Origin of the sequence: Candidatus Poriferisodalis sp. (genome assembly GCF_965215815.1) — a bacterium.
Lineage (GTDB): Bacteria > Actinomycetota > Acidimicrobiia > Acidimicrobiales > Poriferisodalaceae > Poriferisodalis.
Genome location: NZ_CBDCEO010000013.1, coordinates 2,273,583 through 2,297,837 on the forward strand (window position 1 = coordinate 2,273,583; position 24,255 = coordinate 2,297,837).

A 24,255-nucleotide genomic window follows, 5' to 3' on the forward strand; every position below is an offset into this window, starting at 1 on the left:
TGACCCATAGGGTTCGCGGTATGACGACACCCCAGATCGCACCCGCGACAGGCAAGCTCGGTGTGCTGACGCCCGGCATGGGCGCCGTAGCCACGACGTTCATCGCTGGCGTGCTCGCCACTCGGGCCGGTCTCGCAGCCCCGATCGGCTCGGTCACGCAGATGGCCCATATCCGCCTGGGCGGCCGTGCCGAGGGCCGCAATCCGCTCGTCCGAGATTTTGTGCCTCTGGCCAGCCTCGACGATCTTGTCTTCGGCGGCTGGGATCCGATCACACCCAATGCACTCGAGGGCGCCCGCACGGCAGGCGTGCTCGAAGAGCGCGATCTCGGCGTCATCTCGCGCGAACTCGAAGGCATTGTCGCGATGGACGCGGTCTTCGACTCGCGTTGGGTGAGTCGGCTTGAGGGCACACGCACCAAGCCGCCGATGGGCAAGCTCGACGCCGCGCAGGCGCTCATGACCGACATCGAGCGTTTCCGTTCGGAGAACGATTGCGACCGCTTGGTGATGGTGTGGTGCGGATCGACCGAGGCATACCAGGAACCCGCTGAGGTGCACGCCAGCGTCGAAGCGTTCGAGGCGGGCCTCGCCGCGGACGACGACAACATCTCGCCCAGCCAGATCTACGCCTACGCCGCGCTCATGAGCGATGTGCCGTTCGCCAACGGCGCACCGAACCTCAGCGTGGACATCCCCGCGATGACTGACTTGGCGCAGCGCCGCGGCGTTCCGATCGCCGGCAAGGACTTCAAGACCGGTCAGACGCTCATGAAGACCCTGATCGCGCCAGGCCTCAAGGCACGGATGCTGGGCCTGCGCGGCTGGTACTCCACCAACATCCTGGGCAACCGCGACGGCGAAGTCCTGGACGATCCTGAGAACTTCAAGACGAAGGAAACCTCCAAGCTGGGCGTTCTCGACACGATTCTGCAGCCAGAGACCTACCCGGATCTCTACGGCGAGATCGACCACGTAGTGCGAATCAACTACTACCCGCCGCGTGGAGACAACAAGGAGGGCTGGGACAGCATCGACATCTTCGGCTGGCTCGGTTACCCGATGCAGATCAAGATCGATTTCCTGTGCCGAGACTCGATCCTGGCGGCACCGATCGTGCTGGATCTCGCCCTGTTCTTGGACCTCGCTCAGCGAGCCGGCCAAGGGGGAGTGCAGGAGTGGTTGTCGTTCTACCTGAAGGCCCCCCAGTCGGCAGATCCGGCTGGTCCCGAGCATGACCTGTTCATCCAGCAGACCAAGCTCAAGAACACGCTGCGCGAATGGATGGGTGAAGAACCGGTCACTCACTCCGAAGCAGGCTGACCGTCTGCTGATAGCGCTCTCGTTCGGCATTTGCCGCTGCCGAACGCACATTCTCATTTCGCCTTCAGGTTGATCTCAGGGGCCTTTCAGATTTGCCCGCCATCGTCAGGGCTGTCGCAGATACCTCTGCAGAACCCCCTGACGAAAGGACTGGCGACATGGCCGAATCCAACGAGATCACCCCGAAGAGCGAGTTGGGTCATCGCAGACCCGAGCGAGGCCGGCTGCTGGCCGTGCTTCTCGCAGCCCTCCTGGCGGCTGTAGTCGCTATCTCGTTCACTGCCAGCAGTGCAAGTGCACAGACCGAGAACACCGACGGCGGCACCGACGAGCAGCAGGCAGACGACGGCTCGAACGACGACGGCTCCGGCGAGGACGACTCGGACAGCACCTGCGACCACGACGGATCTCACCACGGCGGCAAGCACTGGCGGCTCGGCATGAGCGACACGCTGACCGAGGTGCTCGGCATCGATACCGAGACGCTGCGCACCAAGCTCCAGGAAGGATCGTCGCTCGCCGACATCGCCGCCGAGCAAGAGGTCGAGGTCTCCGACGTGGTGGACGCACTCGTGACCGCCATCAGCGAGCGTGCCGCAGAGCGCGACCGCGAAATCGACGCCGACGAGCTGACCACCAGAATCACGGCCTTCGTCAACGGCGAGCGGCCCGAGCGGCCCAAAGGCGAAGACGGACGGCGCGGACGTCGCGGCCTGCACCGCGGCGGCATCGACGGTCTGGGGCGCTGGGGCGGGCACGCCCACTCCGACACTGCCGCATAAACCCCCTGCGGCTTCATCCCGAAGCGGGCCGGTCCCCTCTCCGCCGGCCCGCTTCGGCGCGTCCGGGGCAAGCCGGTACGTTGCGTCCATGTCCACTGGCGGAACGGCGATTCCGGTCATCGACATCTCTGGCGCCGCCTCGCTCGACGCTGCGAGCGAGCAGATCGATGCCGCGTGCCGCGGCATCGGCTTCTTCGCCGTCACCGGTCACAGAGTTGCGGGCGAACTGCTCGAAGGTGTGCTCACCGTGACCAGGGAGTTCTTCGCCCAGCCGCTTGCGCACAAGAACTCGCTGGCGATCGAGTCGTCCGACCATCACCGGGGCTACGCAGGTGTGGAGGGTGAACTGCTGGAGCCCGGTCTGCGGGCTGACTACAAGGAGACCATGGACTTCGGCCCCGAAATACCGCTCGGCGACCCCCGTCGCTCACCCCTGGAAGGACCGAACCAATGGCCCGACCTGCCTGGATTTCGCGCGGCGGTCGAGGCTTATCAGGAGGCGGTGCTCGACGCGGCGAAACGTCTGCTTCGATTGATCGCGCAGGCACTCGAGCTGGAGCCGTCCTTCTTCGACGAGCGATTCGGGCGGCCCCTCGTGGGGACGAGGCTCATCCGGTACCCGACCGTCAGCGAGCCCCTGCCCGACCAACTGGGCTGCGGTGCCCACAGCGACTACGGCTGCATCACGCTGCTGCTCACCGACGGTGCGCCCGGACTGCAACTCGCGGATATCGACCGACGGTGGCACGACGTGGTCGCGCCCGCGGACAGCTTCATCATCAATCTCGGCGACATGCTGGCTCGCTGGACGAACGACAGGTACCGCGCCACCGTTCACCGAGTGCAGTCGCCGCGCACGGCGGACCGCTATTCGGTGCCCACGTTCGTCAACCCGTCCTACGACACCGTCGTCGAGTGCCTGCCGGGCTGCCTCGGCGAGGGCGAGCAGCCGAAGTACCCGCCCACGACATCGGGCGCCTACCTGCAGTCCCGCTTCGACGAAACCTTCGCCTACCGCCAGTAGCTGTTGGCTGGCGTCAGTCGCCCGGCGATCGACGGCCCGGATGCAGGTATCACTGGCAGCGACTCAAGTCGGCGAAGATCACCGTTTGGCCAATGCCAGCAGGGCTCATCGCACCGTGAAAACGGCGATGCGGGTCCACCTGTCGGGGTTGTCAGGGTCGGCGCCGCCATATATGGGACGCACAACGAAACCGAGCCCGCTGATCACGCCGGCTTCGGAACGCTCGGCCAGCCAGTCGCCGAAGCCGACTTCGGCGAAGTGCGCCGAGTTGATGCCCAGCGAACAACGAGCACCCGGGCGGGCCACACGAATGAGCTCGTTGACAGATTCAGGGCCCAGATGACCGTGGGTGAACGCGCCAGCGCTCACGATGCCGGCGTACGTCGCGCTGTCGAGGTCGAGCCGGCCGGTGAGATCGGCTTCGAAGAGCTGTCGGTAGGTCGAGCGACCGTCGTGGGTCTTGTCAGCGGCCTTCGCCAGCATCTCGGGCGAGATGTCGATGCCGTCGATCACCGGGACACCCAACCGTGCCAGCTCGGCACCGACGACGCCCGTTCCGCAGCCGACGTCGAGCACGGGCCCGTCGAGTTCGTCGAGACCGCCACAGAACGCAGCTGCCACGTGCTCGTGGTACAGGTAGTCGTTCTCGGCTAGGAAGACAGACTCATACGTCTCCGCCCATGAGGCGTACAGCTCACGGTTGGCTTCGGGCCCGTCGACGGCGTAGGCCTCTTCAAGCCCGATACCTGCTGCGGCCGATTCCGCCGCCGTTGGCTTGGTCATCGCTGGGTGACGTTAGCGCTGCCGTTCTGTGTGCGGAAATGCCGTTGTGGGCGGCTCTCTTGCGCAGAGAGTGCGGCAGTTTGGTTCTGTGTGCAGGAATGCCGTTGCGTGCGGCTTTCTTGCGCAGAGAACCCGGGGTTGCGGTCAGACGAGCAGAGGGTCGGTCATCACTTCTACCAGGGCCGGACCCGGGTGGGCCAATGCGTCGATGAGCGCGGTGTCCAGCTCGTTCGCCGTGGTCACGTGGCTGCCCATCACGCCGCACAGCTCCGCGAACTCGGCGAAGCTCGGGTTGTGCAGCGAGGTCTGCCACACGTCCAGCTCGGCCGCTCGCTGCTCCTTGGAGATCTTCCCCAGCTCGCCGTTGTTGAGCAGCACGTGGGTGATGTCCATGCCGTACTTGACGGCGGTCGTCAACTCCATGGCGTACTGGCCGAAGCCGCCGTCGCCCGACACCGAAACCACCGCCCGGCCTGCCCAAGGGGACCCCTCCGCACTCGGCGCACGCTGGGTTGCGGCCCAGCACCCCATCGCAGCGGGGAATGCGAAGCCGATGGACCCCAGGTAGCCGGACATGAGCACGGTCTGCCCGCAGGGCTCGAAGTAGCGGCCGAAGGAATAGGCGTGGTTGCCGACGTCCACGGTCATGATGGCGTCGGCCGGAACGAGGCGGCTCAGGGTCTCGAACACGACCGCCGAATTCATGCCGCTGCCCCGGTCATCGTCACGCCGGCGTTGCTTCTCGGCACGCCAGATATCCCAGCGCTCAGCAACTTCAGCAGCGGTGTCCCCTCGTGCGGCTCGACTCTCCAACGCCGAGGCGAGCGTCCGTGCCCCCGTGCCTACATCGGCCAGCATGGGCACCGTCACCGCATGGAACCGCCCGAGCGCCATCGGGTCGAAGTCGACCTGCACGATCGGTTTGTAGGACGCGATGCCTGTGTGGTTTGCGAACGACACGCCGAAGGTCACCAGCGCGTCGGCCTCGTTCATGAACCAGCTGGCGATCGGGGTGCCAGAGCGGCCCAGCACCCCGCACGCGAGCGGGTGCTGGTCAGCAATCAGGCCCTTTCCCTTGAACGTCGTGGCGATCGGCGCATCAATCGACTCAGCCAGTGCCACGATGTCGTCGATGCCGTTACGGGCGCCGTGCCCCACGATGATCATCGGCCGCGCCGCGCCCGATAGCACGTCGACCGCCGCGTCGAGTGCGCTCGGGGCGGGGGAGACACCACGATCACCCGTGCGGCCCTCCGGTGAACCGGCTGCCCGTTGGGCGGCGGGAGCGGGAAGCACCTGCACCTCGTCGGGCAGCACCAGGTGTGCCACGTCGCGCTCCACCAACGCCGTCTTGCAGGCCAGGTTCATCAGCTCTGTTGCATCGGAGCCCGCTTGGACGGTCTGGGAATAGCGCGCTACGTCGGCAAATGCCGCTGACAGGTCGGTGTCCTGAAATGCACCTCTGCCACGCACGCTCGACGGCACCTGGCCCGACAGCGCCAGAACCGGTGCCCGATCCATCTTGGCGTCGTACAGCCCGGTCAGCAGGTTGGTGCTGCCCGGCCCGGCAATCGCAAAGCACGCGGCCAGACTCCCGGTCAGCTTTCCGTACGCGGTCGCCGCGAAGGAGGCGGCGCCCTCGTGGCGCACACCGATGAACTGCAGCGAGCCGCGAGCCTCGGCGGTTCGCAGTGCATCGGCGAAGCCCAGGTTTGAGTGCCCCACCATGCCGAAGACCCACCCGACGCCCCACGCGGTCATGGTCTCGACGAGCTGGTCCGACACGGTTCGAGTCCGGGTGGCCAAAACCGGCAGAGCCACGTAGACACCGTCGGGCCGGACCTCGGTGCGGTAGGCGGCAGGTGCATCGTCGAATGGGGGCGGCGGCTTGCCATTGGTGGGGGAGTAGTCGTAGCCATGCCACGGGCAGCGCAGCCAGCCGCCCTCGATGCTGCCCTCGCCGAGCGGACCGCCCTGATGCGGGCAGGCGTTGGCGAGGCACCCGAATCCTGTATCCGTGCGGGTGACGCACAGGCTCTCGCGTTCGACGGTCACCGTGGTGACCCGGCCGACATCGAGTTCGTCGACGCCGACAAGCCGGTGCCAGGCGAACTCGCCGTCGGGGAGTGCGGGCACCGCGACGCTTGGCGTCTCGGCATTAGACCCAGCGACGCTTGGCGTCTCGGCATTAGACCCAGCGACGCTTGGCGTCTCGGCATTAGACCCAGCGACGCTAGGCGTCTCGCTCGGATCCGGATCCTGAGTCGTGTCGCTCATCGGCCACCCCCGTTCGGTTCGGGCTCATCGTCTCATACCGCACCCCGGTCTCAGTAGTCGCGGAGGGGGCGGCAGACATTCGTGCGCGGCCCTAGCGTTCACGCTGTGCTCTACCTCGTTCGTCACGCTTCCGCTGGCGATCGGCGGGCCTGGCAGGGTGACGACAGCGTCCGACCGCTCGACTCGAAGGGCTTGGCCCAGGCGGCGGCCATCGCCGAGTTGCTCTGCGCAGCACCAGTGCGCCGAGTGCTGTCAAGCCCGTCGGTGCGCTGCATCCAGACCATCGAACCGCTCGCCGCAGCGCTGGGACTGGACATCGGGATAGCTGTTGAGCTCGACGAGGGCGCCGATGGCTGGCGCACTGAAGCCCTGCTCGATTGCGTGTGCGGCCTGCCAGGGGACAGCGTGTTGTGCAGCCACGGCGACGTCATTCCCGAAGTGCTGTGGCGCTTCGCCCACCAGGGAATAGACGTCACCCCGCGCCGCTGCAAGAAGGCGTCCATCTGGGAGCTTCACGTTGTCGACGGCGCCGTCACCCACGGGGTCTACCGGCCTCCCCGCCTGTTCGCCGCTGGCAGTTCGTGATGCTCTCGCTCGATGCCGCAGCGGTGCGGCGGGCCACGCCGTGGAACGAGCTGATGGAGGCGATTGCCCAACTGCTCGGTGACGGTGGCGCCACGGTGCCCCAGCGGGAGGTGCACGATGTGGCCCTTCCCGACGGCGGCACTGGCTCGCTGCTGGTCATGGCCGCATGGGTTGATCGCGAATTGCTCGGAGTAAAAGCCGTCACGTACTACCCCTCCAATGTGGGCACCGACCTGCCGATCATCAGTGCGGGCTACTTGTTGTTCGACGGCCAGACGGGCCAGCTCGCTGCTGTGCTTGACGGCGACGAGCTGACGCTGCGGCGCACGGCCGCCGTCTCAGCGCTTGCCGCTGATCGCCTCGCCCGCTCCGATGCCAATCATTTGCTCGTTGTCGGCACGGGCAAGTTGGCACCCAACCTCGCGCTGGCCCACGCCACGGTCCGGCAATTCAGCGTCATTGAGGTCTGGGGACGGGATCTGGCCAAGGCCGCTGCAGTGGCGCGCGCACTCGAATACCAGGGCCTGCCGGCCCAACCTGCTCCCTCGCTTGACGTCGCAGTCGAGCGTGCCGACATTGTCACCTGCGCCACCGGCGCGACCAGCCCGCTGGTGAGGGGCAGCCTCCTGCAGCCCGGCACGCATCTCGACCTCGTGGGCGGCTTCCGCGCCGACATGCGCGAGGCGGACGATGCTGCAGTCATTCGATCGACGTTGTTCGTCGACACGCGTGACGGAGCAGTGCTCGCAGGCGATCTCGCCCAGCCGATCGCCGACGAGCTCATTACGAGCGACTCGATCGCAGCCGACTTGGCGGCACTTGTCGTCGGCAACCATCCCGGGCGCACCTCGGACTCCGAGATCACCCTGTTCAAGTCGGTCGGTTTCGCCTTGTCGGACTTGGCCGCAGCCCAGTTGGTGCATCGCCGCCTCGGAGGTGACAGCTCTGCCAATGACTGAACCTCTCATGATCACAACAGGCCACCTCGGCAGCGCGACCGTGTTGTGACGGACACTCACACCGACCGCGACGGTCGACGCCTTGGCTGGTTCCTCGCGGCCAGCGGCATGCTGCTGGTGTCCACCGATTCGCTGTGGGTGCGTATCTCGGAAGCCGACGCACTCGACATCGCTTTTGTCGTCGGGGTGCTGTCGCTGGTTCTCTACGGTGCAATGGCAGTCCGGCAACCGTCGGCCGCTTGGGCGTCCATGCGGACTCACACCGTGCCCTTGCTCACAATCGGCGTGCTCGGGGCGCTCAGCCAGCTCACGTTCATCTCGGCGATCACACACACCGAGATCCCTCACGTCGTGGCCATCGTGGCGGCTGCGCCCGTTCTGGCTGCGGCGATCGCTTGGTTCGCTCTGCGTGAACGCACGTCTCTGCGTGTCGTCGTGGGCATCACGCTGACGCTGGCGGGCATCGGCCTGGTGGTTTCGGACTCGATTGGCACGCCGAACCTGCTCGGCGACTTCTTGGCACTGGTCGCGGTTGCGGCGTTCGCCGCCAGCACGGTCGTCTGGCGACGCCATCGCGATATGAGCCGCCTCGTCGGTCTGGCACTGGCTGCAGCGCTGGTGGTCATCCCCACGGCATTCGTCGTCGACCTGGGCCGGCTTGACGCCACAGCCTGGGCTGCCGTGCTGGTGATGGGCTTGGTCTGCAACCCGCTTGGACGCCTGTCCTACAGCACCGCAACGAGATACGCCCCCGCCGGCGAGGTGGCCCTGTTCGCTCCGGTGGAGACCGTGGCCGGCATCGTCTGGGCAGCCGCATTCTTGAGCGAGTACCCGACGCTCACGACGGTAGCGGGCGCCATCATCGTGATCTTGGGCGTGCTCTATGCAACGGTGCTTGATCGAACGACCACTGCGGCAATCAGGAAGGCTTGAGACCAGCCCCCTTCGGCTGGGTCTTCGTCACTGGGATCGCTGAATTACTGTCCGAACCCATGGGGTCGAAGGCCACGTCCAAAGACGCTGAGCCTGAAGCAGTTGCCGCTGCCGAGCCCGACACCGATTCTCCCGCCCCGCCGCCGAAACGTCGCAGCCGCATCGGTCGCCGCGAATACGAGCGGGAACTCAAGCTCCTGCAGCAAGAACTGGCCCGCCTCCAGCGCTGGATTGTCCACAAGGGGCTCAAGGTCGTGGTCATCTTCGAAGGCCGGGATGCGGCCGGCAAGGGCAGCACGATCAAGCGCATTACCGACCGCTTGAACCCTCGCGTGGTGCGCGTCGTGGCGCTCGGCACGCCCAGTGATCGCGAGAAGACGCAGTGGTGGTTCCAGCGCTACGTCGGAGAGCTGCCTGCAGCTGGCGAAATGGTGCTGTTCGATCGCAGCTGGTACAACCGCGGCCTCGTCGAGCCGGTCATGGGCTTTTGCACCGAAGAGGAGTATGAGGAGTTCCTGCGCTCGTGCCCCGAGTTCGAGCGGATGCTGGTGCGCTCGGGCGTCATCCTCATCAAGTACTGGTTCTCCGTCAGCGACGAGGAGCAGGAGCGTCGCTTCCAGAGCCGCATCGCCGATCCGGCCCGGCGCTGGAAGCTCTCGCCGATGGACCTCCAAGCTCGTGCACGGTGGGTGGAGTTCTCACGGGCCAAGGACTCCCTGTTCGCGTACACCGACATCAAGCAGGCCCCGTGGTTCGTCGTCGAGGCGGACGACAAGCGGGCGGCGCGGCTCAACTGCATTGGCCACCTGCTGTCGCAGGTCCCCTACGAAGCCGTGCCGTGGGAGTCCGTCGAGCTGCCAGAACGCAGTCCTTCAGAGGGATACGTGCGCCCGCCGATGTCAGACCAGACGTTCGTCCCAGAGCTGTACTGAGCCTGCAACCAGGGGTCTGAGCGGCTCGACCGCGGCTCGACTTTGGATCGAGCGGCGCGGGCTCAGGCCTCCGTGCTGGACTCCATGTTGATCTCGAGCAGCCGAGCGGCAATGGACCGAGCCTGGTCAAAGTCTTGGACAAAGTGGTCGCCCGGCACCCGGTGCAGCACGTCGAGGGCCTGCAAGCTGGTCGCGGGCAGCCCGTCGAGGCCGATCACGATGCATTCGGTGTCGTGCTCGATCGCAGCGTCGATGAGCTGCTCCACCACGAGCGCTGCGCTGTCGTCGATGTAGCTCGTCTCGGAGAAGTCCAGGATCACGACTTCGTGTTCTTGGATGTCCTTGCCGATGGCGATTCTCAGCCGGTTGGATGACGCAACGGTGAAGCTGCCACGCATCTTCACCATCCCGACTCGTGCCGAGAACGCATCGAATTGGCTGATGTCGACCCTGTCGCTGTCAGCGAAGAACACTGCGTCGAGCATCGGCACCGACAAGACACTGTCCAGCTCCAGCCGCTCAAAGCGACGGCTGGCAGCCAGAGCCGCAGCGATCAGGCCGGCGGCAATGGCCACCAGCAGGTCGACGAAGACGGTGAGCCCGAGTGTGAGCAACATCACCAGCACGTGCTCTCGCTGCACCTTGTTCAGGTGCGTTATGAGTCGCCAGTCGATGAGCCGCAAGCCCATCCACAGCAAGATGCCCGCCAGGACCGAGTAGGGGATGTCGTCGACGAGGCCGCCGAGCACGATGATCAGCACCAGCGACACCACTGCCGATACTGCGCCCGCCACCCTGGTCTGCGCCCCTGCCCGGATATTCGTCTGCGTAGCGTCCGGAGCAGCGGCACCCGGCAGGCCGCCGAACATGCCCGCCAGTGCATTGCCGAGTCCAACGCCGATGAGTTCCCGATCCGGGTCGTGCTGGTACCCGGTCATTGAGTCCGATGCCGAGGCGTTCAGGAGGCTGTTCAGCGTGCCGATGAGAGCGATGATCATCGCTGCGCCGACAGCGCCCCAGAAGCCGCCGGCTGGCATCTCCATTGCCCAGAATTCCGGAACGTCGACGACTTCGGTGAGGCGGGGAGCCCCGTCGAAGATCCATGCGCCGAGAATGATGCCGCACACGAGCGCGCCAGCGGGGGCTGGCACGTAGTTGCGCCACCGCTTTGGCCATCCCGCGAAGATCACGAAGGTCGTGACGGCTAATCCGAACGCGTGGAAGTCCATGTCGCGGGCAGCGTCGGGCCACTCGCGGATCGAATCGAGTGGGTTGCCGAGCACCGGATCGGCACCGAAGAAGGGCAGTACCTGCAGCAGCACCACCATGATGCCGACACCGCTGATGAAGCCCGAAGCCACCGAATAGGGCGTGTACTGCACCAGATTCCCGAGCCGCAACAGGCCCAACAGGATCTGGATGATGCCGGCTATGAAGATGATTGCGAGCGCCTCGACCGCCGAGTCCGCGTACCTCACGAGAATGAACGACACGGCGATCGCCACCGGGGCCGTCGCCGCGGAAATCTGTACTCGCGTGCCCCCTACGACAGCCGCCAGGAGCCCGACGGCGACTGCGCCCCACAGACCGGCAACGGGACCCAGCCCTGACACGACGCCGAAGGCGAGCGCGAGCGGCAAGACGACAGCGGCAGAGGTGATGCCAGCTCGGATGTCCGCACGGAGGAGCTGGGCGTCGTAGTTCATGTGGGACCTCTCCCCATGGGGTCAACCCGCGGGTCACTGTAGTTCACTGCTTGACGGCCACTTGCGGACTCTGACGTTGCGCCACGCTGCACCTGAAACCGGCCCGCTACGGTCTCGCCATGACCGAAAGCGCCTCTGTCATCGAATCCAATCCTGCGCCTATTCCTGATCTCGACACCGCCGGTACGCCATGGCGCGGCGGTCGGGCATGGATCGACCGCCAGGGCTTTATCGGCCCGTTGCAACCCGGGACCGGGCCGCGCCGAGATCCAGCGGGACACTCGCCCAGCGGACCCGAGGTGGGGCAGCGATTGCCCGATGTCCGCGCGATGGGCGCGGCCGGGCAAGCGATCGACGTGCATCAGCATCGCGACGGCAAACCCGCAGTGATGCTCTTCTTCCGTTCGGCCGTGTGGTGACCGCCGTGCCGCACGCAGCTGGTCGAGCTGCAGCGATCAATGTCCGCTTTCGAGGCGGCGGGTGTTGCCGTCTATGCCCTCAGCTATGACGAGCCCGAGGCGTTGGCGGACTTCGCCGCTGAGCACGCAACCACCTTCACACTCCTGTCCGATCCCGACAGCAAGGTGATTTCCGGGTTCGGGATCCTCAACACGCTGATCCCGCCCGATGATCACCCGTGGCACGGCATCCCATTCCCCGGCGCTTACATCATCGATGGCGAGGGGATCATCCGGTCCAAGTTCTTCGAGGGCCGTCTGGCAATCCGTGCGAGCGGCGACCAGCTGCTGCGGGCCGTCCGGGGAGAGCCGGCCCCCGCGACGGACGACGCTGTGCTCGCCGATCTGGCGACCGACGATGTGTCGACCGAACCAGGCGACATCGAGGTGCGGGTCTGGACGAAAGCCCGGCACTTGCCGCCCGGCATCGTGGCGGACCTGAACGTCGAGCTCACACCCCCGCTCGGATGGCACCTCTACGGCGCACCGGTGCCTGCCGGCATGGTTGCGACAGCCGTGGAGCTCGACGACGGCGAGCAGTCAATCATCGTGCTCGACGCCGCACTGCCGGTGGCACGCCCCCATGTGCTCGAAGGCACTGGTGAGACGCTGCAAGTCTTCGAGCCAGACGACGACGGCGCTATCCGCGTCGTCGTCCCCTTCCTGCACAACGGCTCGAAGCTGAACGAGAACCGCGAAGTGACCGCGTCGGGCGTGGTGCGATGGCAGGTGTGCGACGATTCGACCTGCTCACTACCCGGGGCGCGCCGATTCGAGCTGAGGATCCCGACAGGCGCCGTGGTCGTGCCTCACTATCCGAGCCCAGAACGGCCGCTCGAGCCCGGTCAGATGGACTCAGCTCGACACCTCGCCAAGATGCGAGAGCGCCGCGCTTAACCGCTGCATCTGATGGTTCGGCTGAGCAAACTCAGCCGCTGTGTCTGATGGTTCGGCTGAGCAAGCTCAACCGCTGTGTCTGATGGTTCGGCTGAGCAAGCTCAACCGAACATGCCCCCATCGACGGTGAATTCCTGGCCGGTGCAGTAGCTGCTGGCGTCCGACGCCAGGAACAGGACCACGCGGCCGACTTCGGCCGGTTCGGCGATGCGCCCCAGCGGCACGTTGCGCAGCACCCGGCGAGTGCGGTCGGGGTCCTCGTTGAAGACCGATGTCTGGGTCAGCATCTCGGTGTCGATGTAACCGGGATGAACCGAGTTGACGCGCACGTTGCGGCGGCCGAGTTCTTTCGCCGCCGACTTGGTCATGCCGCGCACGGCCCACTTGCTGGCGCCGTAGGCGAACCCTCCCAAGGTGCCCATGAGGCCCGCGACTGAGCTGATGTTGATGATGGATCCGGACTCTGCCTCGGCCATCACTGCCCCGACCTTCTGCATTCCCAAGAACGGGCCGAGAGCGTTGATGCTCATCATGCGGTGGTAGTCCTCGGCCGTGGTGTTCATCAGGCCGGTGTCCTGGAAGATCCCGGCGTTGTTCACCAGGGCGTCGATGCGGCCGTGACGATTCACGACGTCGGCCACGACCGCATCCCAATCGGCCTCCGAGGCCACGTCCTGGTGCAGGTACTCGCATCCCACCTCACCGGCGGTCCGCTCGCCCTCTTCGTCGAGCACGTCGGTGAGGACCACGGTTGCACCCTCGTCAGCAAAGAGCTGCCCTTCGACAGCGCCCTGCCCTCGTGCGCCCCCGGTAATGATCGCGACTCGCCCGTCCAGGACACCCATCTGCTGCCTCCCAGCCTGTGTGCGGTTGACTCCATGGCCGCGCCTGCACGCGACCGACGACGAGACCCTAGACCTAGAAGGTCTCAGGTGCCGTTGCCGGCGAAGAGCCGCGGCGCCGCTCAGCGTCGGCTGGTGGCCTGAAGCTCCGTGAGAATGCTGGTCAACCGCTCGCCGTCTTCAGGATTACTGACGGGAATCGAGAACTCGATGCGGTCGATCAGGGCACCGTATCGCTCGGCGAGCAGCCGTCCGATCTGGTCGTAGGTGCCGACCGTGGCGATGGTGTGCAGCATCTCATCGGATACGAGCGCCGAAATCTCGTCCCAGCGCTGAGCTTTCGACATCACCGCGGCCCGCTCCGACTCGTCAGTCCATTCGTGCACGTCGAAGGCTGCCCGGTAGGCGGGAGTCGACAGGTAGAAACCCACGCGCTCACGAACAGTGCGTGCCACGACCGCCAGCATGGCCTCGTCTGGCGCTGCGGCCACGAGCGGCTTCATGCACCAGTCCACTGCGACGGCGTCGCGCCCGGCTCGTTCGGCGCCACGATCGACCGCAGGCGCCATGACCTCAGTGATGTACAGCGGCGAGCACACCGGGTGCAGCCGGATGCCATCGGCGACCTCGCCGGCGACCCCGCACATGTTGGGGTTGATTGCCGCGATGTGCACCGGGATGTCGGGATGGGCGATCGGGCCTGGATCGAACAGCGGCACCATCAGGTTCAGGTTGTAGTGCTCGCTCTGGTAGTCCAGCGGGGAGCGATCCTGCCAGCAGCGCCACACTGCACGCACTGCGCCGACGTAGTCGCGCATCCACGGCGCCGGCGCCGACCACTCCATGCCGTAACGGCGGCGGATGTGGCCACGAACTTGGGATCCGAGCCCCAGAATCGCCCGGTTGCCGGAAGCCTTCTGCAGCGTCCATGCCGACAGTGCAGTGACGGTGGGTGACCGCGGGAATGCCATCGCCACTGAGGTGCCGAGTCCCAGCGTGGTCGTTGCCATTGCTGCCATTGCGAGGAGCTGGTAGGGGTCGTCCTTGGTCTCCTCGACGACGAGGGCGTCGTAGCCCAGTTCTTCGACCTGCGCAGCGGCCTCGCCGATGCCCGTCACGTCGAGCGGCACGTCGGGGGCTCGCAGCCCGGGGTCGAGCTTGCCCAGCGGCAGCAGTGTCTCGGTTCTCATGGCTCAGCCCTCGACCAGCAGGCGAGGCGCGTGGCCCGCGAGGAACGAATCGAGCTGAGAAATGAACAGATCGTCGTTGCGAGACGGCATCCCGCTGCCGGCACCTCCGATATGGGTCGTCATCACAACCTTGGGATGATTCCACAGCGGGCTGTCAGCGGGCAACGGCTCGATGTCGAAGACATCGAGCACCGCCGTCGCGGGACGGTTCCCGTCCAGCCATGCCAGCAGGGCATCGGCGTCAATGACGGGTCCACGGGCCACGTTGACCAGCACCGCGTCGTCGCGCACCGACGCCAGGAACTTGGCATCGACGAGCCCCCGCGTTTCATCAGTGAGCGGGCACGTCAGGACCACCACGTCAGCCAGAGGCAGCTCATCGGCAAGGGCTTCCATCGTCACCATCGCGTCCGCGGACCCGAGGTCGGCGGCATCGGCAACGCTGCGGCGGGCACCGACGACGACTGCGCCGAACGGCTGTGCCAGCGCCGCCAGCTTGCGGCCGATTGAGCCGAAGCCGATTACCAGCCAGCGGCTGCCCCGCACCTCTCGCCACGGCACCTGCAGCCAGACACCGGCTCTCCGGCGATCGATACGTCCTTCCCAGCCATGAAGGGTGTGCAGGATCAGCGACATCGTGTGCTCGGCGGTGGCGTCGTTCGGAGCGTCGCTGCGGCTCAACTGAACGCCATCGGCCACGAGCCGCTGGAACGGTGGCGCATCGGTTCCGGCCAAGCACGCCTGGGTCCAACGCAGTGTCCCAGGGGCCAGCGCAGCTTCGACGAAGCCGGCCAGGTCGCCGCCGAACAGCAGCCCGATCGACACCCAGGCAGCATTGGGCGCGTACGTCGGCGAGCCGATCGGAATCCCGTCCGCGTCGGCGACTGGGGTGCCGTCGGCGAGCGTTACCCCGTCGCGACTCCACAACAGCGGCTCGATGTCGTGATCGAGCGCCGACAGCCGATCAGCAAGCCGCGCATAGTCGTCGACGGGCAGCAGGACTTGTCGAGAACTCACGCCGGCACGCTACGCAGTCTCCAATGTCATCGCCGGGACGATCCGTTAGAGCCTTAGCGGATAGGCGGCGATGCCCGGCCGCCCCGACGGCCTCGACTCTGCGCAGAAATGCCGCCACAGACGGCAAATTTGCACACAGAAAGCGTGACAGCAGCCATAGGGTGCGCAACGATGCGAACGGTCGGCAGCGTCTCCAGCGCAGTACCGGACGCTGCCGTGGCGCCGCCGGGTCCCGAAGGCCTGCTGCAGCGCTTCGGTCTGAGGTTCGTGCTCGTCGCCACGATGGTGCTCGGGCCGTTTCCCCTCATCGCACCGGCGGTTGTAGCGGCCGATCTCATCGGGTCGCTCGGCATCACCAAGGGTGTCTTCGGGGTGGCGCTCACGACCAACACGGTTGCAGCAGCGCTGTTCGCCCCGCTCTCGGGGCGCCTCACCGACCGAATCGGCCCGAAGCTCTCAACCGTGCTGACCATCGCTACCGCCGGGGTCGGTCTGATCGGCATGGCCTTCGCGTCCAACGTTTGGGCGCTGATGGCCTTCGCAACTTTCGCTGGCCTTGGCCAGGGCTGGTGCAACCCGGCGACCAACAAGCTCATCGCCGAACGAGTGCCGGAAGGTCAACGAGGCACAATCACCGGCCTCAAGCAATCGGGCGTCATGTTCGGGACCTTCCTGGCGGGGGCGACGCTGCCGACGCTCGCCGTCTGGTTCGGATGGCGTACCGCGGTCGGCGTCTATGGGGTCGTGGCTCTGGCGTGCGCTCTAGGCATCCAACTGTGGATGCGTCCCGACGCGCGGACGGGCTCCGCATCGGCGGTGGCGTACGACGCACCGCCGGGCGCGGTGTTCACCATTACCCCGTTGCTTCCGAAGGTGCTCCGGATGGGCCGCTCCGAACGCCGCTTCATCAGGACCATCACCTGGTACTCGCTGTTGATGGGAGCCGTCGTCGGTGGCGTGGGCCGCTTCCAGATCCTCTTTGCCGAGGAATCACTGGGCTGGACCAACGTCTGGGCCGGCCTGGCCAGCGCGCTCGCAGGCATCACCGCGGTGGGATCACGCATCTGGTGGGCCCGACTCACCGAACTACGAGTCCGGCCGGCGAGCGCGCTGGCCGTGCAAGCGGGGTTCACCATCGTCGCGATGGGCCTCCTGCTCGCCGCCACCTCTGTCAACGGCGGCCTGCTGTGGGTGATGTCCCTGCTGGCTGGCTTCACCATGATGTCCTGGAACGCCGTAGCGATGTTGGCGATCATCACCGGGATTCCTGTTGCCCTGGCGGGCCGGGCATCGGGCACCGTGATGCTTGGCTTCATGTCCGGGTTGAGCATCGGCGGCCTCTCGACCGGCTACATAGCCGAATGGACGGGCAGTTTCGACCTGGTTTGGACCGGCTTCGCGGTCTGCGCGGCAGGCGCAACCGTCATGGCGCTGGTCATGCGCCGGCATCGCCGACCCAGCTACTAGCGCCGGTCTGGCTGGTCCGTGCTCGCTCCCTCAAGCGGGTCGGCGGGCCCGATCTAGGCTGGCAGGCATGGGGGATGACTTCGGCGTCGAGTATCAGAGCGGATTCGGCAACGAGCACGCCACCGAAGCTGAGTCCGGCGTGCTGCCGATCGGTCAGAACAGCCCCCAGCGTGTCTCCCACGACCTCTACACCGAGCAGTTGACCGGCAGCGCCTTCACTGTCGCTCGGACGGATGCGCTGCGCACGTGGATGTACCGGATCCGACCATCGGTGCGTCACGTCACGGGACTCCGCGACATCGATCCGGGCAACATCCGGACCTCCCCATGCCGTGAGGGCTCACCGCCGGTGGCCCAGCTGCGCTGGGGCCCCATTGGCGTGCCTGACGAGCCGCGCACCTGGCTCGAAGGGCTCTGCACGCTGGCCGCCAACGGCGACGCTCACGTCCAATGCGGCGCTGCTACGCACCTGTACTTCGCCAACCGCTCGATGGACGGCGAGGTGTTCGCGAATTCCGACGGCGAGATGCTGATCGTGCCCCAGCAGGGAGCACTGCGGCTCGTCACCGAGTTGGGCACGCTCACTGTTGGGCCTGCCGAGCTTGCAACCGTGCCCCGTGGTGTCAAGTTCCGCGTCGAGCTCATGGAGGAGACAGCGCGGGGCTATGTGTGCGAGAACTACGGCGCACCATTCCGGCTGCCAGACCCAGGGTTGATCGGCGTGGACGCGCTGGCCATGCCGCGGGACTTCCTCTATCCGGTTGCCGGCTACGAGGCCGACGACCGGCCCACCCGGCTGGTTTTCAAGCACGACGGCCGCCTGCTCGAGACGCACCTGCCGCACTCCCCGCTCGACGTGGTGGCGTGGCACGGCAACTTCGCCCCTTACAAGTACGACCTGCGCAACTACTGCCCGCTCGGGCCGCTGCTGTTCGATCATCCCGCGCCCTCGATCTGGACGCTGCTGACGTCGCCCTCAGACCTTCCGGGCACCGCCAACGTCGACTTCGTGCTGTTCCGCGAGCGTTGGGCCGTGCAGGAGCACACCTTTCGTCCGCCCTGGTACCACTCCAACGTCATGAGCGAGCTCATGGGGCTCATCGAAGGCACCTACGACGCCAAGCTCGAAGGCTTCTTGCCCGGCGGCGTGAGTATTCACAATGCGTTCCTGCCCCACGGCCCCGACATCGACGCCTACGACGCCGGTACCACGGCGGAACTCGAGCCCCGGCGGATGGCCGACATGCTGGCCTTCATGTTCGAGTCCCGTTATGCGTGGATCCCCACGGCCTGGGCAGCAGGCCTGGGTGAGCTGCAGGACGATTACACCGATGCGTGGACGCCGCTGGACGATCGCAGCACGCTGCGCCGCAACCAGGCCTAGGAATCAGCTCGGCGGAATCAGCCCAGCCTGATCAACCCAGTGGCAACGCGGCAACGTTGTCGATGAGCCTCGTTGAGCCCAAGTACGCGGCAGCAGCGATCCTGACGGTACCGGTGATGGTGCTCACGGGCTCGAGCGTCGCAGGATCGACGATCTCGACATAGTCGATCTCGAACTGCGGTTCGGAGTTCAGCGAGGCCTTGGCGGCAGCGACGAGCTTCGAGGCGTCTCGCTCGCCAGCGGCCACGGCTGCGCTGGCGTCGCGCAGAACGGTCGCGAGGAGCGGCGCTGCGGCTCGCTGGACGGGGTCGAGCAGTGCGTTGCGGGAGCTGAGCGCCAAACCGTCGTCGTCGCGCACGGTCTCGCAGCCGACGATCTCGACATCCAGATTGAGATCACGCGCCATCGTGGCGATGATCACGAGCTGCTGGAAGTCCTTCTCGCCAAAATATGCCCGCTGGGGCGCAACGATGTTCAGCAGCTTGGTCACGACGGTAGCAACGCCACGAAAATGGCCTGGTCTGGTGGCGCCGCAGAGGCAGCCCTCAAGTGGCGTGACATCGACGGTCACCCGCTGAGGTCCGGGGTACATCACCTCAGGTGTGGGGGAGAACAGCACATCGGTGCCGTGCCGTTCGCAGATGCCGAGGTCGGTATCGACGTTTCGGGGGTAGTTCGCGAGGTCGTCGGCGCGGTCGAATTGGAGCGGGTTCACGAACAGCGTGGCCACGACCACATCGCATTCGGCGCGGGCCCGGTCAAGCAGCGACGTGTGACCTGCATGCAGCGCGCCCATCGTCGGGACGCACGCGACTCGCTGACCGTCACGCCGCGCGACATGGAGTACTTCGTTGAGTTGCGCAATGGTGTCGGCGCGCCGCAGTGCCATGGAGACAGCTAGGACGGTTGGTGTGGCGGCGGGGGAAACTGCCCTGCGGTCACCTCGTCGACAAACTGCTTGGCCGCCAAGGTGACCTGATGGCCGAGGTCGGCGTACTGCTTCGCGAACTTGGGCACAGCACGGTCGTACAGCCCGAGCACGTCGTAGCTGACCAGCACCTGTCCGTCGCAGTGCGGACCAGCGCCGATGCCGATCGTGGGAATCGGCGCTGCCTGGGTGGCTTCGGCCGCCACATAGTGGGGAATCGCCTCGAGCACGACCGAGAACGCGCCGGCATCGGCAAGAGCTTTGACGTCGTGCAGCAGCAGCTCGGCCTCTGATGGCGTGCGTGCCTGGCGTCGAAACCCGCCGATTTGGTGCACCGACTGGGGCCGAAGCCCGACGTGTGCCATGACGGGGATGCCGCCATCGGTCAAGCGAGCAACGACATCGGTGATCTGGTGGCCACCCTCGATCTTCACCGCTGCGGCGCCGCCCTCCTGGACGAGACGCGACGCGGCGCGCATCGCGTCGTCGGGTCCCGAGTGGCACGTTCCGAACGGCATGTCTGCAACGACCAATGCGTGCTCGACCCCGCGTGCCACTGCCGCGCTGTGGTGGACCATGTCGTCGAGCGTGACGGGAACGGTGTTGCGATAGCCCAGCACCACCATGCCCAAGGAGTCTCCGACCAGCAGCATGTCGACGCCGGCGGCGTCCAGTAGGCGGGCCATGTTGAAGTCGTAGGTGGTGAGCATCGTGATCGGCTCACCCTGCTGCTTCTTCGCCAGGATGTCCGGTACCCGAACAACCGCGGCCATGCCGCGAGCGTACATCTGGGGCAGGCGGAGCTTTCTCGCTGTCCCGCCTACGGGACAGGAATGAGACACTGTGCCGATGAGTGCGACGCGGGCGAGTGCGGATCTGAGCGGTCGGGTGGCGATCGTCACCGGCGCCGGGGCACGCGCAGACGGGATCGGCAATGGACGGGCTGCGACAATCCTGCTGGCCGAGGCCGGGGCGCATGTCGTCGCTGTCGACCGCAAGCTCGAACTCGCCGAGGTGACCGTCGAGATGATTGCCGCAGAGGGCGGCAGCGCGATTGCCGTCGAGGCTGATGTGACCGTCGAGGCTGACTGCGCGGCCATGGTCCAGGCAGCGATCGATCGCTGGGGCCGGCTGGACATCCTGGTCAACAACGTCGGCATCGGCAGCAGCGGAACGGTGGTGACCGAGGACGTGGACCGCTGGGAACGTGTCATGGACGTGAACCTGACCTCGATGGTGCTGGCTTCACGGCACGCGATCCCGTCCATGATCGAGCACTCGGGCGCGGGAGCGGTCGTCAACATCTCGTCAATCTCGGCGCTGCGGCCGCGGGGAATGACGGCGTACTCGACGTCGAAGGGGGCGATCATGTCGCTCACTTCGGCGATGGCGGTCGACCACGGCGCCGACGGTGTGCGTGTGAACTGCGTGGCCCCAGGACCTGTGCGGACGCCGCTGGTCGGCGGCGACGACATGCCCGAAGAACTTGCCGAGGCCCGCCGGAGGGCAAGCGTGCTGAGAATCGAAGGCAGCGGCTGGGATGTGGGCGCAGCGGTCAGGTTCCTGTGCACCGATGAGGCGCGCTACATCACCGGTCACACGCTGGTCGTCGACGGCGGCGTGACCTTGCGGGGGCCCTCACGGGCCACGCTGGCCGGCTGAGCCCGGGCGGCCGACCGGCTGGCAGTACGGCTACGCCGGTTGCTGGCGGAAGCTGCTGCCGTAGTGCGTCGCAGGCAGTCGACTGCGGCCGAAGAGCTTCTCCCGCAGCGTCCCTGGCTGATACTCCCGCTGCACGAGACCTCGCTCTGCCAGCACCGGGACGACACCGTCGATGAAGTCCACGAATGTGCCGGGAGTGGTGGCGTAGACGAGGTTGAAGCCGTCCACGCCCTGGTCCAGACGGCGCGCCATGGCGTCGGCAATCTGCTCGGGAGAACCGACGAGGAATTGGCCCGCCATGTTGAGCTTGATGAGATCTCCAAAGGTCCGGGTGCCCGGAGGAGCGGAATCGAGCAGGGATTTGACCGGTCCTCGCACACCTTCGGTGTCGAAGGTCTCGAGCGGCTGGTCAGGGTCGATGTGACCGAGATCGATGTTCAGGTTGCCGCTCAAGTGCGCCAGGCCCGCTTCTAGCGACAGCGTTTCGAGATAGTCGGCGTGCTTGGCTTTGGCCTCGGCCTCTGTGCCTCCGACAACAGGGGACAGGCCGGCGATGATCTTCACGTCGTCGGGGCTTCGGCCGGCGGCGCTCACCCGGCGCCGGATGTCTGCGGCGATGCGGGCGAGACCCCGCGAGGCCGCCACAACGAATACGCACTCAGCATGTCTCGCTGCAAAGTCCCGCCCGCGATCCGAGGAGCCCGCTTGGTAGATCACCGGTGTTCGCTGCGGTGACGGCTCGGCAAGGTGCGGACCTGCCACCGAGTAGTACGGGCCCTCGTGATCGATCGGCCGTACGCCGTCGGGATCGACGTACACGCGGCGCTCGGTGTCGGCCACGACGGCGTCGTCGGACCAACTGCCCTCCCAGAGCTTGTAGCAGACGTCCATGTAGTCCTCTGCCCGCTCGTAGCGATTGTCGTGTTTTGGAAGCCGGTCATAGCCGAGGCTCTGTGCACCGTTCTGCAGGTACGAGGTGACGACGTTCCACGCCACCCTGCCGCCGGTGAGGTGGTCGAGCGTGGTGATCTGGCGGGAAAAGGTGAACGGATGTGCCTGCAGCACGTTGCTGGTGAAGGCGAATCCGAGGTGCTCGGTCACCGTGGCCATGGCTGGGATCAGCAGCATCGGGTCGTTCACTGGCACCTGCATGCCCTCGCGCAGCGAGGTGTCGGCGCTGCCCTGATAGGTGTCGTACAACCCGATCACATCCGCCAGGAAGATGGCGTCGAAGCAGCCCGCCTCACAGATGCGGGCAAGCTCGAGCCACGGTTCGAGCGAGGTGTACTCGCGCTGGCGGGTGTCGTCACGAACCCACAGCCCTTGCTGGATGTGGCTGACGCAGTTCATCGTGAACGCGTTCAGAATGATCCGCCGCCCCGGCCCTGCGTCTCCCGTCACGGGGTCAGTCTCGCATCGTCGCCCCCGCAGCGCCCTGCTGGCTCAAGCGGAGTTGGGGCGGGAGCTCGTGACGTAAGTCTCGACGATCTCGGATGGCTCTCCGACGGCTCGGATGCGGCCCTTGTCCAGCCAGACAACCCGATCGCAGAAGCGTTGGATCTCGTTCATGTTGTGGGTGACCAGCACAACTGAGCCCGACGCCGACCGCACATCGTCGATCCGTTCCGCAGCCAGTCGCCGGAACTCCTCGTCACCGACGGTCAAGGCCTCGTCGATCAGCAGGATCTCGGGAATCCGGGCGGTGGCGATCGCGAACCGAAGCCGGGCCCGCATCCCTGAGGAATACGTCCGCATCGGCCGGTCGATGGCCTCACGCAGGCCGGCGAAATCGATGATCTCGTCCATCCGGCATTCGACCTCGACTCGGGTGAAGCCCAGCGCCAGCCCGCCGATCAGGATGTTGCGACGCCCCGACAATGCCGGGCGCAGCACGGAGGACACGCCCAGCAGCGACGGCCTCGACCGACCCCGGATGCTGCCTGAGCGCAGCGGCAACAGCCCCGTCATCGCCGAGAGCAGCGTCGACTTCCCCGCTCCATTCGGGCCGATCAGCCCCAACGTCTCGCTCTCGTAGAGGTCGAGCGTCACACCCTGCACTGCAGGAATCAAGCGGGATTCGCGTCGCAACCGGCCCCGGGCAAAGCCCTGCTTGACGCCCATCGCGGGCTCCTCGTACACCCGGTAGCTGACGTGGGCATCCCTCACCTCGACGGTGACCGTTGGATCGCTCACGCGCCGAGCCTCTGCTCTGACCGGTGAAACACGACAAAGCCCAGCGCAGGCATCACGATGCACCACACCACGAGGCCGGCGACGACCCACAGATCCACGGGCTCACCAAGCAGGCACCAGCGGGCACAGGTGATCACGTCGTAGATCGGGTTGAGGGCGAAAGCCCGCCGCCACGCAGTGCTCTGTACGAACGCGTCGACGCTGAAGATCACTCCCGAGCCGTAGAACAGCAGCCGGAACAGGTGCGGAAGGATCTGGCGCAAGTCCCGCATCGTCGTCCCGATGCGCGCCACCAGCAGCGCGACGCCGAAGTTGAAGGCGAACTGCGCTACCAGCACGGCCGGCAGGACGAGCCATCGCAGTGTCGGCAACTCGCCGGTCGCCAGCACCGCCAGCAGCGCCAGCACCAGTGCAGGCACGAAAGCGGCCGTCTGGCCATTCACCGACGCCGCCGGCAGTAGGATGCGCGGGAATTGGATCGATCGGATCAGGCCGAGGTTCTGCGTGATCGAGCCGGCCGCTTCGAGCGTGACGCGCTGGGTGAGATGGAAGAGCACCACGCCGATGATGAGGAAGCCCAGGAAGTTGTCGATCCCGCGCCGTGTTTCCGGGATGATCACGCCGAACACGAGGAAGTAGACGCCGACCAGCAGGGCGGGGTTCACCAGGTGCCAGAGCTGACCCAGCGTCGTGTCCATGTTCTGGGCGCGCAGGTCCTGTGCCGGCACGACGATGGCGAACTCGCGCCGCCGCCAGGCCTCCCGGAGGTAGCTGAGCGTTGACGGCCTCGATGTCAGATCGATGAGGGGCCGGGCCGGCGCTTCGCCGGTGGCCGCTCCGTCGGGGCCCTCGCTGTCCACGCGGGTCATCCTACGAAGGCCGTCCGGAAGCACCGGTGCCCGCCCTCAGTGGCC

Annotated in this window: 22 protein-coding genes and 1 pseudogene; 12 read left to right on the forward strand and 11 right to left on the reverse strand. The window is 66.3% G+C overall.

Annotated features, from left to right (window positions below):
- Positions 1 to 20 precede the first annotated feature (20 nt).
- The 3 genes from ACOOHB_RS20280 to ACOOHB_RS20290 all read left to right on the forward strand — a co-directional run bounded on the left by ACOOHB_RS20280 (position 21) and on the right by ACOOHB_RS20290 (position 3,128).
- On the forward strand, positions 21 to 1,322 hold the full coding sequence (locus ACOOHB_RS20280; RefSeq protein ID WP_420446589.1) for an inositol-3-phosphate synthase: 1,302 nt from the start codon (positions 21 to 23) through the stop codon (positions 1,320 to 1,322).
- Between the two features lie 158 nt (positions 1,323 to 1,480).
- Positions 1,481 to 2,104, forward strand: coding sequence for a hypothetical protein (locus tag ACOOHB_RS20285; protein ID WP_420446590.1), 624 nt, complete (start codon positions 1,481 to 1,483; stop codon positions 2,102 to 2,104).
- An 88-nt stretch (positions 2,105 to 2,192) separates the two neighbouring features.
- A complete protein-coding gene (locus ACOOHB_RS20290) occupies positions 2,193 to 3,128 on the forward strand; it encodes an isopenicillin N synthase family dioxygenase (protein WP_420446591.1) in 936 nt (311 codons plus the stop codon).
- A 105-nt stretch (positions 3,129 to 3,233) separates the two neighbouring features.
- Here ACOOHB_RS20290 and ACOOHB_RS20295 read toward each other — a convergent pair whose 3' ends face one another.
- Positions 3,234 to 3,911 carry a class I SAM-dependent DNA methyltransferase gene (locus ACOOHB_RS20295; protein WP_420446592.1) on the reverse strand — a complete coding sequence of 226 codons (678 nt, stop codon included), beginning with the start codon at positions 3,909 to 3,911 and terminating at the stop codon, positions 3,234 to 3,236.
- Between the two features lie 144 nt (positions 3,912 to 4,055).
- Complete coding sequence (locus ACOOHB_RS20300) at positions 4,056 to 6,188, reverse strand: thiamine pyrophosphate-binding protein (RefSeq protein WP_420446593.1); 2,133 nt, start codon at positions 6,186 to 6,188, stop codon at positions 4,056 to 4,058.
- Between the two features lie 105 nt (positions 6,189 to 6,293).
- Here ACOOHB_RS20300 and ACOOHB_RS20305 point away from each other — a divergent pair, with 105 nt between their 5' ends.
- The 4 genes from ACOOHB_RS20305 to ppk2 are packed head-to-tail and all read left to right on the forward strand — an operon-like array spanning position 6,294 to position 9,597.
- On the forward strand, positions 6,294 to 6,773 hold the full coding sequence (locus ACOOHB_RS20305) for a SixA phosphatase family protein (protein ID WP_420446594.1): 480 nt from the start codon (positions 6,294 to 6,296) through the stop codon (positions 6,771 to 6,773).
- A complete protein-coding gene (locus tag ACOOHB_RS20310; RefSeq protein ID WP_420446595.1) occupies positions 6,773 to 7,732 on the forward strand; it encodes an ornithine cyclodeaminase family protein in 960 nt (319 codons plus the stop codon). The genes ACOOHB_RS20305 and ACOOHB_RS20310 overlap by 1 nt, the downstream gene beginning before the upstream one ends.
- A gap of 45 nt (positions 7,733 to 7,777) precedes the next feature.
- A complete protein-coding gene (locus ACOOHB_RS20315) occupies positions 7,778 to 8,665 on the forward strand; it encodes a DMT family transporter (RefSeq protein WP_420446596.1) in 888 nt (295 codons plus the stop codon).
- A 59-nt stretch (positions 8,666 to 8,724) separates the two neighbouring features.
- On the forward strand, positions 8,725 to 9,597 hold the full coding sequence (ppk2, locus tag ACOOHB_RS20320) for a polyphosphate kinase 2 (protein WP_420446597.1): 873 nt from the start codon (positions 8,725 to 8,727) through the stop codon (positions 9,595 to 9,597).
- A gap of 62 nt (positions 9,598 to 9,659) precedes the next feature.
- Here ppk2 and ACOOHB_RS20325 read toward each other — a convergent pair whose 3' ends face one another.
- Positions 9,660 to 11,303, reverse strand: coding sequence for a SulP family inorganic anion transporter (locus ACOOHB_RS20325; protein WP_420446598.1), 1,644 nt, complete (start codon positions 11,301 to 11,303; stop codon positions 9,660 to 9,662).
- Positions 11,304 to 11,422: 119 nt separating this feature from the next.
- On the opposite strand from ACOOHB_RS20325, the gene ACOOHB_RS20330 reads away from it, so the two are divergent.
- Positions 11,423 to 11,722 (forward strand): hypothetical protein, encoded by a 300-nt coding sequence (locus ACOOHB_RS20330; protein WP_420446599.1) that lies wholly within the window; start codon positions 11,423 to 11,425, stop codon positions 11,720 to 11,722.
- Positions 11,723 to 11,734: 12 nt separating this feature from the next.
- Positions 11,735 to 12,658, forward strand: a pseudogene (locus tag ACOOHB_RS20335) (redoxin domain-containing protein); the annotation flags it as partial.
- Positions 12,659 to 12,759: 101 nt separating this feature from the next.
- On the opposite strand, the gene ACOOHB_RS20340 reads toward ACOOHB_RS20335, so the two are convergent.
- From ACOOHB_RS20340 to ACOOHB_RS20350, 3 genes are all read right to left on the reverse strand, one after another.
- On the reverse strand, positions 12,760 to 13,503 hold the full coding sequence (locus ACOOHB_RS20340) for an SDR family NAD(P)-dependent oxidoreductase (RefSeq protein WP_420446600.1): 744 nt from the start codon (positions 13,501 to 13,503) through the stop codon (positions 12,760 to 12,762).
- Positions 13,504 to 13,622: 119 nt separating this feature from the next.
- Positions 13,623 to 14,690: a TIGR03617 family F420-dependent LLM class oxidoreductase gene (locus ACOOHB_RS20345; RefSeq protein ID WP_420446601.1), complete on the reverse strand. Its 1,068-nt coding sequence runs from the start codon at positions 14,688 to 14,690 to the stop codon at positions 13,623 to 13,625.
- A 3-nt stretch (positions 14,691 to 14,693) separates the two neighbouring features.
- Complete coding sequence (locus ACOOHB_RS20350) at positions 14,694 to 15,707, reverse strand: NAD(P)-dependent oxidoreductase (RefSeq protein ID WP_420446602.1); 1,014 nt, start codon at positions 15,705 to 15,707, stop codon at positions 14,694 to 14,696.
- 171 nt (positions 15,708 to 15,878) lie between these two features.
- Between ACOOHB_RS20350 and ACOOHB_RS20355 the strand changes: the two genes are divergently transcribed.
- Both ACOOHB_RS20355 and hmgA read left to right on the forward strand, forming a co-directional pair.
- Positions 15,879 to 17,174, forward strand: a complete 1,296-nt coding sequence (locus ACOOHB_RS20355) for an MFS transporter (protein WP_420446603.1) — start codon at positions 15,879 to 15,881, stop codon at positions 17,172 to 17,174.
- Between the two features lie 67 nt (positions 17,175 to 17,241).
- Positions 17,242 to 18,558: a homogentisate 1,2-dioxygenase gene (gene hmgA / locus ACOOHB_RS20360; protein WP_420446604.1), complete on the forward strand. Its 1,317-nt coding sequence runs from the start codon at positions 17,242 to 17,244 to the stop codon at positions 18,556 to 18,558.
- Positions 18,559 to 18,589: 31 nt separating this feature from the next.
- Here hmgA and panC read toward each other — a convergent pair whose 3' ends face one another.
- A complete protein-coding gene (panC, locus tag ACOOHB_RS20365) occupies positions 18,590 to 19,447 on the reverse strand; it encodes a pantoate--beta-alanine ligase (RefSeq protein ID WP_420446605.1) in 858 nt (285 codons plus the stop codon).
- Between the two features lie 8 nt (positions 19,448 to 19,455).
- Positions 19,456 to 20,259 carry a 3-methyl-2-oxobutanoate hydroxymethyltransferase gene (gene panB / locus ACOOHB_RS20370; protein ID WP_420446606.1) on the reverse strand — a complete coding sequence of 268 codons (804 nt, stop codon included), beginning with the start codon at positions 20,257 to 20,259 and terminating at the stop codon, positions 19,456 to 19,458.
- Positions 20,260 to 20,335: 76 nt separating this feature from the next.
- Here panB and ACOOHB_RS20375 point away from each other — a divergent pair, with 76 nt between their 5' ends.
- Positions 20,336 to 21,148, forward strand: coding sequence for an SDR family NAD(P)-dependent oxidoreductase (locus tag ACOOHB_RS20375; protein WP_420446607.1), 813 nt, complete (start codon positions 20,336 to 20,338; stop codon positions 21,146 to 21,148).
- Positions 21,149 to 21,178: 30 nt separating this feature from the next.
- Here ACOOHB_RS20375 and ACOOHB_RS20380 read toward each other — a convergent pair whose 3' ends face one another.
- From ACOOHB_RS20380 to ACOOHB_RS20390, 3 genes are read right to left on the reverse strand one after another with little or no spacing between them, the layout of a single operon-like run.
- Positions 21,179 to 22,549, reverse strand: a complete 1,371-nt coding sequence (locus ACOOHB_RS20380) for an LLM class flavin-dependent oxidoreductase (RefSeq protein WP_420446608.1) — start codon at positions 22,547 to 22,549, stop codon at positions 21,179 to 21,181.
- Positions 22,550 to 22,591: 42 nt separating this feature from the next.
- Positions 22,592 to 23,341, reverse strand: coding sequence for an ABC transporter ATP-binding protein (locus ACOOHB_RS20385; RefSeq protein ID WP_420446609.1), 750 nt, complete (start codon positions 23,339 to 23,341; stop codon positions 22,592 to 22,594).
- Positions 23,338 to 24,201, reverse strand: a complete 864-nt coding sequence (locus ACOOHB_RS20390) for an ABC transporter permease (RefSeq protein WP_420446610.1) — start codon at positions 24,199 to 24,201, stop codon at positions 23,338 to 23,340. The genes ACOOHB_RS20385 and ACOOHB_RS20390 overlap by 4 nt, the downstream gene beginning before the upstream one ends.
- Positions 24,202 to 24,255 lie beyond the last annotated feature (54 nt).

What these genes read in the sequence shown, in the direction of transcription:
- ACOOHB_RS20280 (WP_420446589.1), top strand. Translation starts at nt 21, where the DNA reads ATGACGACACCCCAGATCGCACCCGCGACAGGCAAGCTCGGTGTGCTG.
- ACOOHB_RS20285 (WP_420446590.1), top strand. Translation starts at nt 1,481, where the DNA reads ATGGCCGAATCCAACGAGATCACCCCGAAGAGCGAGTTGGGTCATCGC.
- ACOOHB_RS20290 (WP_420446591.1), top strand. Translation starts at nt 2,193, where the DNA reads ATGTCCACTGGCGGAACGGCGATTCCGGTCATCGACATCTCTGGCGCC.
- ACOOHB_RS20295 (WP_420446592.1), bottom strand. Translation starts at nt 3,911, where the DNA reads ATGACCAAGCCAACGGCGGCGGAATCGGCCGCAGCAGGTATCGGGCTT.
- ACOOHB_RS20300 (WP_420446593.1), bottom strand. Translation starts at nt 6,188, where the DNA reads ATGAGCGACACGACTCAGGATCCGGATCCGAGCGAGACGCCTAGCGTC.
- ACOOHB_RS20310 (WP_420446595.1), top strand. Translation starts at nt 6,773, where the DNA reads ATGCTCTCGCTCGATGCCGCAGCGGTGCGGCGGGCCACGCCGTGGAAC.
- ppk2 (WP_420446597.1), top strand. Translation starts at nt 8,725, where the DNA reads ATGGGGTCGAAGGCCACGTCCAAAGACGCTGAGCCTGAAGCAGTTGCC.
- ACOOHB_RS20325 (WP_420446598.1), bottom strand. Translation starts at nt 11,303, where the DNA reads ATGAACTACGACGCCCAGCTCCTCCGTGCGGACATCCGAGCTGGCATC.
- ACOOHB_RS20330 (WP_420446599.1), top strand. Translation starts at nt 11,423, where the DNA reads ATGACCGAAAGCGCCTCTGTCATCGAATCCAATCCTGCGCCTATTCCT.
- ACOOHB_RS20340 (WP_420446600.1), bottom strand. Translation starts at nt 13,503, where the DNA reads ATGGGTGTCCTGGACGGGCGAGTCGCGATCATTACCGGGGGCGCACGA.
- ACOOHB_RS20345 (WP_420446601.1), bottom strand. Translation starts at nt 14,690, where the DNA reads ATGAGAACCGAGACACTGCTGCCGCTGGGCAAGCTCGACCCCGGGCTG.
- ACOOHB_RS20355 (WP_420446603.1), top strand. Translation starts at nt 15,879, where the DNA reads ATGCGAACGGTCGGCAGCGTCTCCAGCGCAGTACCGGACGCTGCCGTG.
- hmgA (WP_420446604.1), top strand. Translation starts at nt 17,242, where the DNA reads ATGGGGGATGACTTCGGCGTCGAGTATCAGAGCGGATTCGGCAACGAG.
- panC (WP_420446605.1), bottom strand. Translation starts at nt 19,447, where the DNA reads ATGGCACTGCGGCGCGCCGACACCATTGCGCAACTCAACGAAGTACTC.
- panB (WP_420446606.1), bottom strand. Translation starts at nt 20,259, where the DNA reads ATGGCCGCGGTTGTTCGGGTACCGGACATCCTGGCGAAGAAGCAGCAG.
- ACOOHB_RS20375 (WP_420446607.1), top strand. Translation starts at nt 20,336, where the DNA reads ATGAGTGCGACGCGGGCGAGTGCGGATCTGAGCGGTCGGGTGGCGATC.